Source organism: Psychrobacter sp. (assembly GCF_030457785.1).
Classification (GTDB): Bacteria; Pseudomonadota; Gammaproteobacteria; order Pseudomonadales; family Moraxellaceae; genus Psychrobacter.
Genome location: NZ_JAKDUI010000144.1, coordinates 1 through 7291 on the forward strand (window position 1 = coordinate 1; position 7291 = coordinate 7291).

General features: G+C 43.2%; 9 protein-coding genes. 2 read left to right on the forward strand and 7 right to left on the reverse strand.

What is annotated here, in order from left to right:
- Positions 1–74: 74 nt before the first annotated feature.
- The 4 genes from L0J61_RS07790 to L0J61_RS07805 all read right to left on the reverse strand — a co-directional run bounded on the left by L0J61_RS07790 (position 75) and on the right by L0J61_RS07805 (position 3632).
- On the reverse strand, positions 75–1442 hold the full coding sequence (locus L0J61_RS07790; protein ID WP_301465847.1) for an MATE family efflux transporter: 1368 nt from the start codon (positions 1440–1442) through the stop codon (positions 75–77).
- 473 nt (positions 1443–1915) lie between these two features.
- Entirely contained in the window at positions 1916–2263 is a 348-nt protein-coding gene (locus L0J61_RS07795; protein ID WP_301465848.1) for a hypothetical protein, read from the reverse strand.
- Positions 2264–2310: 47 nt separating this feature from the next.
- Positions 2311–2955: a hypothetical protein gene (locus L0J61_RS07800; RefSeq protein WP_301465850.1), complete on the reverse strand. Its 645-nt coding sequence runs from the start codon at positions 2953–2955 to the stop codon at positions 2311–2313.
- A 188-nt stretch (positions 2956–3143) separates the two neighbouring features.
- Positions 3144–3632 (reverse strand): EVE domain-containing protein, encoded by a 489-nt coding sequence (locus L0J61_RS07805; protein ID WP_301465851.1) that lies wholly within the window; start codon positions 3630–3632, stop codon positions 3144–3146.
- Positions 3633–4006: 374 nt separating this feature from the next.
- On the opposite strand from L0J61_RS07805, the gene hemW reads away from it, so the two are divergent.
- A complete protein-coding gene (gene hemW, locus L0J61_RS07810; protein WP_301465858.1) occupies positions 4007–5299 on the forward strand; it encodes a radical SAM family heme chaperone HemW in 1293 nt (430 codons plus the stop codon).
- A 118-nt stretch (positions 5300–5417) separates the two neighbouring features.
- On the opposite strand, the gene L0J61_RS07815 is transcribed toward hemW, so the two are convergent.
- Positions 5418–5558, reverse strand: coding sequence for an entericidin A/B family lipoprotein (locus L0J61_RS07815; protein ID WP_301465853.1), 141 nt, complete (start codon positions 5556–5558; stop codon positions 5418–5420).
- Positions 5559–5850: 292 nt separating this feature from the next.
- Here L0J61_RS07815 and L0J61_RS07820 point away from each other — a divergent pair, with 292 nt between their 5' ends.
- A complete protein-coding gene (locus tag L0J61_RS07820) occupies positions 5851–6432 on the forward strand; it encodes a tRNA (cytidine(34)-2'-O)-methyltransferase (RefSeq protein WP_301465855.1) in 582 nt (193 codons plus the stop codon).
- Positions 6433–6504: 72 nt separating this feature from the next.
- On the opposite strand, the gene L0J61_RS07825 is transcribed toward L0J61_RS07820, so the two are convergent.
- Both L0J61_RS07825 and L0J61_RS07830 read right to left on the reverse strand, forming a co-directional pair.
- Positions 6505–6858, reverse strand: coding sequence for a TusE/DsrC/DsvC family sulfur relay protein (locus tag L0J61_RS07825; RefSeq protein WP_301465856.1), 354 nt, complete (start codon positions 6856–6858; stop codon positions 6505–6507).
- Complete coding sequence (locus L0J61_RS07830) at positions 6855–7205, reverse strand: hypothetical protein (protein ID WP_301465857.1); 351 nt, start codon at positions 7203–7205, stop codon at positions 6855–6857. Before L0J61_RS07830 ends, L0J61_RS07825 begins: the two co-directional genes overlap by 4 nt.
- Positions 7206–7291 lie beyond the last annotated feature (86 nt).

Here is a 7291-nt window from a genome sequence, read left to right on the forward strand (position 1 = left end):
TTGATGTGGGTGACCAGTACTAGTACTAATATAACAATTCACTGATGGTGCTATTGAGTGAGGATCTATTGATATTAACCCCAAGCCATAGCCAAACGTTTTTGTTGGTAGCGAAGGCGTATTGTCAATAAAATAGAGGCCAAGAATAATCCTGTGATTAATGCCATCCAAAACCCTTGAGCACCAACATCAGTGAAGCGTACCAAATAAATACCCATCGGTAGTGCGACCACCCAATAACAAAACAACGTCACCCACATCGGTACAGTTGTATCCTGCATACCACGCAATATACCGGCAACGTTGACCTGCCAGCCATCAAATAATTGATAAGCTAGTGCAAATATCAGCAAGTGCATGGACTGGGCGATGACTTCTGGATCGTCAGAGAATGCCGCAGCCAGCTGCGGTCTGAATAGCCAAATACCGAGCATGCAGGTAAGTGCAATCAATATCGCCCAGACGAGTCCAGTGGCTTGTACTTGTCGCAGCGAAAGGAGGTTTTTTTCACCAAAACGATTGGATATCATGATAGTTAGTGCCATCGCAACTGAGATGGGTATCATGAACAACTGAGAGGTGACGGACAGCGCTACTTGGTGTGAGGCTGTTGCTAACTCTCCTAGTGGGCTGATAACAAGTGCACCTAAGCTAAACAAGCTGGCTTCAAAAAAGATAGCGACGCCAATGGGTACGCCAAGCTTTAGCAATTTTTTGATCTGTTGGCGATTTGGACTGGCAAAGCCGTAGAAAAACCGAGTGCTAGCAAACTGTTGACGTCTCGTAAAACTGGTATAGATGCCCAGTAGTAGTACATTGATCCATAGTACCAAAGCGGTCGCCACGCCGCAGCCCGCACCACCAAGCTCAGGCATGCCAAATAACCCGTGAATAAATATAAAGTTAAGTGGAATATCGGCAAGTAGACCAATAATACTGATGATGGTCACTGGCTCTGGTCGACCGAGCGCCTCACAGTAACTGCGAAGCACTGCATAAATCGCTAGTGCCGGGAAACCAAAGGACACCGCATGCAAATACTGTGACGCAATTGGCTGGATGTTTTCGGGGACACCCATCAATCCAAGAATATTGGGTGCCAAGTTGACAATAATAAAGCCAAGAATACCGATAACACCTGCCGTCCATAGCGACTGCTGAGTGATGTGAGGTACTTTGCTGTGCTCGTTTTGTCCTATCGCTTCACCGATAAGCGGAGTAGTGGCAATTAAAACACCAGTGGCTAATAAAAAAAGTGGTAACCAAATACCAGAACCAACGGCCACAGCGGCTAAATCAAGCGCGGAGACCTGACCTGCCATGATCGAATCCACCACACCAAGTGCTGCTTGGCAAAACTGAGTGATTAAAATAGGAAATGCCAGAACGCCTAAGCGCAAGCTGTAGCTTTTAAAATCTCTAAAAGATAATGGGAAATCCATAGTGAGCAACTTTTTATTCTTCAAAATAATGACGATTGATGTGCAAATATGCCAGCAATAAATTAATAGTAGGGCGATAAAACCGTTTCATACAACTACAGTGATTACTAGGCGTAGGCGAACCAGTCAATCGGTAGGTTTTATTGTTTTTAGATTGCAAAATCTCAAAGCCAACGTGCTGTCGGTGGAGGATTAAAAAAATTAATGCGCTAAAATAAAAATAACCCGTCAATCCAAAACAGGAGTTGACAGGTCATTATTAGACAAGATAGTAAAGAAGCGACACCAATATGTCAATGCTTTAGTCGTACCCAAGTTATGGAGGTTGCTGTCGGTATTCGATCAAGCAACCATGGCGATGACATCACCTTTTTAAACAGTAGAGTATCCATCAGCATTATCCACTTATGAGTAGCTTGCTGTCTAACGGCCCTGTAGGTGTGCAGGGTTGGTATGCATCACTTTTGCTTGCTTTATCGTCCTTCAGGTAAGTCTTGTACCAAAGCTTCATAACCAATCATTGTATTATTGGCATCAAAAGCTTGAACGATGATAGCGTAATTGGTTGATGTATTTGGAATAACAGGCGAAAACTGTGTTTCAAGGTTACTAAATACGACGTTTCGTACATAGCCATTAGAACCAGTTTCTGCTTTGTCGACATCAATCTGGCTGACCAATATGTGCTGCGTGTTTCTTGGGTTGTCCCAAGTCACTATTTTTTGAGTGCCATTGCCGCTGATATCAAGATCCATATCGTCGAGACTATAATCAAGTGGGTAGGTACTAAAGTTTGAGCGGTCGCTGATGGTGTAAGTCACATTGCAATTGTTTTCGCCACTTGACAAGGTGCTGCCACCAAGACCGTCTAGATATTCAAAACTGCCTTTCCAAGGTTCGCCTGCCTCATCTTCTTCAAAGCTGCCAGCAAAGGTAGTGAGGAGGTTAGGGGTTCTATTCCCAATTCATCGACGTACTTAATGTCTAAAAATTCAAGCGTGTCAAGACTGCCTGTGACTTTGCCAGCGATATAGTTATCAACTTTGATTGCAGAGTTAATGCCCAAAGAATTGTTTTCTTGGCAAGCCTTTTGCTGATAGCTGAAACTGCCATCGACGCTACCCGCGCCATCGTTACTAATGTCGAAGTATACCGCACCAATGTCGATATCATTGTCATTGCCATCATTGAGCTCGACGAAATGTCCTACGTATAAGCCACCACGGCCGCCTTCAGGCGTTAATTTGTCTAAGAAGTTGTCAAATGACTCTTCTGGTATAAATATCGACTCCAAAATTTCAGCCATGCTTTTTTCGTCGTCGCTGAGTTTGTCCTCAACTTCTTTGTATTCTTCTTTGATAGAGTCTTCTAGTCGATCATATTCGTCATTTATTTGATCTTCTATTCGGTCATGCTCTTCTTCTATCTTGTCACCATCGCTGCCACAAGCACTGAGTGTCAGACTGAAGATGCTTGCAGTTAGTACAGAGAGTAATAGCTTGGGGGCGCTCATAAAGGAGTCCTAGTAGTTGGTATGTGACTGGTATACAGGCGTATCGGGATTAGAGATTGATGGATCCTCTTACTGCTGTAAATATAGCAAAATTTGTACTGCTTTGGCATGGGTAGCTATGAATTAATGGTATGAAAATAGTTATCCTATAGATCCAGTTGTCTTGTAGAACTAGCTATCTTATAAGGCTAGGAAACGTCATCAGGCAATAGGCTAAGGACCTGTGCCATATTCATAATAGCTCGCCAATGTTCGGGTTCTAAAGGAATAACGGTCAGTTGTTCACAGCCTTTTTTTAATAGTAATGAGTCCTCAAGCGCGGGGATGCATTTCAGCTCTCGCAAAGGTAAGACGTCAGTGAATTTTTGCTCAAAAGTGACATCTACCATATACCAGCGTGGTTCATCTTCGGTTGCGACGGGGTCGTAGTGACGATGTTCGGGATGGAACTGGCTGTGATCAGGGTAACTCTCTTTACTCACCGTCATGATACCGGCCAGACCAGAGGGCTTGGCGCTAGAGTGGTAAAAAAACACTTTGTCACCGACGCGCATATCATCACGCATAAAGTTGCGAGCACGGTAGTTGCGTACTCCATCCCAACTGTCAGAACCTAAGCGCTGCAAATCGTCAATACCGAAAAATGCGGGGTTGGACTTCATCAGCCAATAAGCCATACTTAAATTCCTTATTCTTCGACTGCTTAATATTCTGTGGATAGTAATATGTGCTAAACCTCATATTATTCATAACTTCCAAGCAGGCGGTTTTATGTTTTTTTTGTCGGTCAGTAGCTTAAACGCTGAGTGTTTTAAACAATTTTTAGTGCATTGTTGATAGTTTATCATTATGACACTTTTCTTTATTACCTGTAGCCGTTATCCTAGCGCTACTTTTTGTTGAAGACAACAGTCAGCTTTGTTGAAAACAGCAATCAGCCGTTTATACCTACCTGCTTATAGATACCCTCGCTATGTCAAACACCAAACCTGTTCGCTATGACAATGATAGTAACGACAATGATAGTAATGCCACCAATGTTACCAACGACATGTCGGCGATAAAGGTCAAAGATATCCCATTGGCACTTTATATACATATCCCATGGTGTGTAAAAAAATGTCCTTACTGCGATTTTAACTCACACGAGTTGAAAGATGACAGTCAGCCATCTATGTATGATGAGTATGTTGATGTGCTTCTATCAGACGCCTCCCTGCAGCAAGCATTGGCGCAAGAACGTGAGATTAGCTCAATTTTCATCGGTGGTGGTACGCCCTCATTGCTACCTATCGCTCAATATCAGCGGTTATTTGCTGGTTTACGTGACATTTTTAGGTTTGCTGACGATATCGAAGTGACGATGGAGGCCAATCCAGGCACACTGGAACACGCGCCATTTGCTCAATACTTGGATGTGGGTATCAATCGTTTGTCGATTGGGGTACAGAGCTTTGCTGCTGATAAGCTAACAACTCTTGGTCGTATCCATGATCCAGGACAAGCGCTGTCAGCGATTCATGCAGCTCGTGCTGCGGGATTTAAACGTGTCAATGTTGATTTGATGCATGGACTGCCTCAGCAAACGATGAGTGAAGCGCTACGAGATATTCAGATGGCACATGATGCCGGTGCGACCCATATTTCGTGGTATCAACTAACAATTGAGCCCAATACGGTGTTTTATCGTAGCCAGCCGGTATTGCCTGATGAAGACAACTTGGCTGATATTGAGCAGAGCGGTCAGGCATTATTGCAGAAACTGGGCTATAGTAATTATGAAGTATCTGCTTGGGTAGGCACGTCTGATGAACCCTGTAGGCACAATGTTAACTATTGGCAGTTCGGTGACTATTTGGCCATCGGTGCTGGTGCGCATGGCAAAGTGACTATTGAAGTGGCTATTGGAGCGACTATTAAAGTGACTACTGATGATGAACCGTCAACGCATCATGTGACAGAAGCGAATAAAGAGTCACGGCATCACTTATTAACTGAGTCTGGTATCTACCGTTTTAGTAAGTCGCGGTTGCCTAAAGATTATATGGACCATCAGAGTGATTCCACTTCATCTGCTTTGAGCCAAAATGCACCGAAAATGGTTGGCTGGAAAGCGATTGCTAGTGATGAGATGGTCAGTGAGTTTATGCTCAATGCGTTACGCCTACATGATGGGATAGAGTGGTCGATGTTTACTGGTAGAACGGGAGTTGGTTACGATGAAGTGTCAGAACAAGTAGAGAAGCTGGTTACTCAGGGGTTGCTAAAAGACGATACTGAGCGGTTACAGCCTACCGTGTTGGGACAGCGTTATCTTAATCAGATACTGCGCGAGTTTTTATAGGGTGGTATATTGCTAATGCACAAAAATCGAAGCGTGGCTAAAAACGTGGCAGTAATATGAAAAAAAAGGCCTATCACATTGAGTGATAAGCCCTTTAGAAAAACTAAAACCTTACTGCTTAGATTTTGTCTTCTACGTCTTGTGCACCACCAGTAACAGCGTTACCAGCATTCGATACGTCTTGGCCTAGGCCTTTGAATGTGTTGCAACCAGTTAAAACAAACATAGCGGTCAATGATGCAATAATTACTTTTTTCATAATAGTGTCCTCAAAACGAATTAGTTGTTATAAGTAGTGACAATGACGCTGAGCAATTTTGGTGCTGACCAATTTTCTCAAGCCTCACTGTAGATCGATAGATAAGCATGTGATGTATACAGAACATCTCGCTATCCATTGACGTCATCATAGTAAAAGTTGAAAACGGTGCACAGTACTGAAATGTAATTATCAGCAGCAAACTGTAACTATCAGCAGCAAACTGTAATTTTTGATTACTTATTGCTAATAAATATATATATGATCAGCTTTGATCGCTTATGGAGTTAATATGACCATTCATGTCGTGCTGGTAGCACCTAAAATGCCAAGCAATACGGGCAATATTATTCGCTTATGTGCCAATACAGGTGCGCAACTGCACCTGGTAAAACCTTTGGGTTTTGAGCTTGATGATAAGAAGTTGCGCCGTGCAGGATTGGATTACCATGAATACGCGCATTTGCAAGTACATGATGATTGGTCGGCGGCGAGACAGGCGTTGCGTTCAGCTGACTGTCATGTCGTCACTGCATTGACGACTAAGCTAAGCAAGCCATTTTATGATTATGACTTTTCTGGAAAGCAATTAGAGGATGAACATCAGGCGTCTAATCAAGAACCTGATGTAGACCAAAGATCTAATGTGGCACTGGTTTTTGGGTCTGAAACGGCAGGTTTGGCAGACGATATACGTGAAGACATTGGATCTGATAACTGGCTAAGGCTGCCAATGCTGGCGGATTCACGCAGTTTGAATTTGTCCAATAGTGTGGCGATATGTCTCTATGAGATCTGGCGCCAGCAAAGATTTTCTGGCGATGAAGGTCGAAGTGTCGGCTATGAGACCTTGACAGTTTATGATCCCAAATAAAGATTTGGTGATTGATCAAAGCAGTGCTTTTTATTTGAGGTTATGTCCTAAGTTCGCATCAAAATTATAGTATTACAAGCAGTTAGGGGGTTTTGGTAGACCCGAAAGACGATTGACATGGCGTGCTACCAACCCTGTTTTAAAAAGCTGTTGCAGTTTTTGATTGCTAATATCGTTGTCAGGCAGGGTTTTTTGTAGCCATTTAATCAACGGCCGTGTCGCCGGTGCGTGATTAAATTTAGTAAAAAATGCTCGCACTTGCTGCAAAATCAGTAAGTGTTCGGCACCTAAGTGCACTTCTAAAGTATCAGCCAGTTGTTGAGCAATATCAGGCGTCCAAATTGTATGATCACACAGGTGCCCGTCTTGATCTAACTCAACGTTGACTGCTGTAGTGGAGGGTGGGTTCGTATTCACACTATTCATAAGGCGATGGTCACTACTTTGTCAAATGCTACATCATTATCGTATCTATTATGCTCTTGGGTCAGATTGACCCATTCCTCATCAGTCAACAAACCAGATAACTTAGCTGCTAACTGGAGCTTGCTAGAGGTGTTGGTTGTCAGTTGTGCGACATCATCAGTCAATGCATAAATAGCACTGATGCCTTCTATGCCATTATCGGCTAAATAAGCACTAAACCAGTCTACAAAAGCGACCGTTGTACCGAGTAAAACAATGCTATCACCTTTGTGCCATGTGCGAGCCATTTCCTCAGTGCTGCGTCTGAGCGTGTCCATCGTACTGTGTAATTGGTATAGAGTTGCCATAAAGCTATCCAGTTGCTATCTCAAAAGTAAATCATGAACTACCCACTACCTTAGAGGTAGGGGTTTCTTAGGTAATGCTCATACTT

Bases quoted from the DNA above. Each gene is read 5' to 3' on its own strand.
- L0J61_RS07790 (WP_301465847.1), bottom strand. From the start codon at position 1,442: ATGGATTTCCCATTATCTTTTAGAGATTTTAAAAGCTACAGCTTGCGC.
- L0J61_RS07800 (WP_301465850.1), bottom strand. From the start codon at position 2,955: ATGAGCGCCCCCAAGCTATTACTCTCTGTACTAACTGCAAGCATCTTC.
- L0J61_RS07805 (WP_301465851.1), bottom strand. From the start codon at position 3,632: ATGGCTTATTGGCTGATGAAGTCCAACCCCGCATTTTTCGGTATTGAC.
- hemW (WP_301465858.1), top strand. From the start codon at position 4,007: ATGTCGGCGATAAAGGTCAAAGATATCCCATTGGCACTTTATATACAT.
- L0J61_RS07815 (WP_301465853.1), bottom strand. From the start codon at position 5,558: ATGAAAAAAGTAATTATTGCATCATTGACCGCTATGTTTGTTTTAACT.
- L0J61_RS07820 (WP_301465855.1), top strand. From the start codon at position 5,851: ATGACCATTCATGTCGTGCTGGTAGCACCTAAAATGCCAAGCAATACG.
- L0J61_RS07825 (WP_301465856.1), bottom strand. From the start codon at position 6,858: ATGAATAGTGTGAATACGAACCCACCCTCCACTACAGCAGTCAACGTT.
- L0J61_RS07830 (WP_301465857.1), bottom strand. From the start codon at position 7,205: ATGGCAACTCTATACCAATTACACAGTACGATGGACACGCTCAGACGC.